The sequence below is a fragment of the Deltaproteobacteria bacterium genome (assembly GCA_009929795.1).
In the GTDB taxonomy this organism is placed as follows: Bacteria; Desulfobacterota; Desulfovibrionia; order Desulfovibrionales; family Desulfomicrobiaceae; genus RZZR01.
The window spans coordinates 1-1,494 of the sequence record RZZR01000349.1 but is presented as its reverse complement, the minus strand read 5'-3'; the positions used below and the strand labels follow the sequence as shown (position 1 = coordinate 1,494).

Genomic DNA, 1,494 nt, shown 5'->3' with positions numbered 1-1,494 from the left:
TGGCGGGAGGTAAAGCGTCGTCGGCGAAGATCTCGGCGGCTTGGCGTTGAAGTCGCCTGGTTGCCGGGGATGGGTAAGACATCGGGTCATCTCCTCGTGGAGCCCGTCCTTGGGCCTCAGTGAATGGGCGGTACTCCCTAGCGGATCTGGAAATCCTCCTCACGCAATGCCCGAACTTCGTCATAATGGACCAGGTACTCGACTAGCTCTCTGCGACCCGCATCGTCATCTCCGAGTAAGGAAGCGAGGATATCGATGGCCATGTCCATCGGCATCAGGTTGGGGTCGCATCCCAGGGCAGTCGCGATCATGTTCGTGTGATCGGTGATTACATCGATCAGAGTTTGCACCGGGATGAATTCAGGAGATTCTTGAAGACGTCCCTCGTTGATGTCGTAGAGCAGTCCCAGTGCCTGGGCCTCTGCGGAGAATAACTGCTCTCGGGCAGCGGCACCCTCCGGGGTCTGTTCCATGACGAGTGCGTTGACGTCCTCGGCGGACATGGAAGTGAAGTCGATCTTGCTATCAGTAGTCGCGTTGGTGTTCATTCGTGGATCGTTCCAGGTTGGGGTTGTGGGGTGATGAAGGGCACCGCGGACATCATTGCGGGCGCCCATAGGGGCGAATGCTCTGGAGGCTGCCCACATGACCTCAAGGAGCTCCCGTCCTTCGTCGTTGTCGACCTGGGCGAGAATGATCTCAGCGATGTGTGTGCTGAGGAGGTAATCCTTGGTTGGCGAGCCCCTCTTGCTTGGGATCGAAAGAGCCGAGATCTCAGAGCTTGGGAGTAGGGGCTTAATCGCCTGATCCGCCCAGCTCCGAAATCGACCGTGGGGCTTGCCCACCCGTTCCCACAGCTTTCGCGCGCTGTGTGTCGGGGTGTAGAGGTCCTCAACGGTCGGTGGGACTGAGCGGTTGGTCTTGGTGGTCATGTCTTCGGTTTCCTGTTGGTGATGGTTGGGGGTTGATGGTTGATTAGGAGCCCTGGGAGCGCCTAGGAGCAGCCCCTGGAGTCCCTGGTATGGGTGTAGCGGCTACGGCCTGGGGCTGGCTCAGGAAGCCTCTGGTGAGGCGAGAGAGGCTGCTCACGTCGGTCATGTCGGTTTCCTTCGTCAAGTCGGTTTGGGTGACGGCAGCGGTCAGGTCATCCGACCGGCGATGGGGATACCGATCTCAGCCAGAGACGCATTGAGCACGTCCTTCGCCTCCCCCCAAACGGTGCGCCAATCTGAATCGAGAGTCAGGCCTCGATAGCCGGGCCTGTCGGTTAGCAGGATCAAGGCACGCTGGATCCGGAGGGCAGAGGACATGCCGATCCCGGTCATGTAACGAAGGGATTTCTTGGTCAGGCGGGGGTTCGCCTTGATCGTTGCCCAGGCATGTTCCAGGCGCTCTGCGGTGGTCCCGGCCCAGACTGGATTTGCGATGGCGCCCCGGACCTCAGTGACACGGATCCGAGCTGTCGGGTCTGCGCTGGTGCGGGTGTTGTTGTTG

General features: G+C 60.1%; 1 protein-coding gene. It reads right to left on the bottom strand.

What is annotated here, in order from left to right; all coding sequences use genetic code 11:
• Nucleotides 1–137: 137 nt before the first annotated feature.
• Entirely contained in the window at nucleotides 138–932 is a 795-nt protein-coding gene (locus EOM25_14910) for a hypothetical protein (GenBank protein NCC26468.1), read from the bottom strand.
• Between the last annotated feature and the right edge of the window lie 562 nt (nucleotides 933–1,494).

Excerpts from the sequence above, each read along its gene's own strand:
- EOM25_14910 (NCC26468.1), bottom strand. The coding sequence starts at position 932 with ATGACCACCAAGACCAACCGCTCAGTCCCACCGACCGTTGAGGACCTC.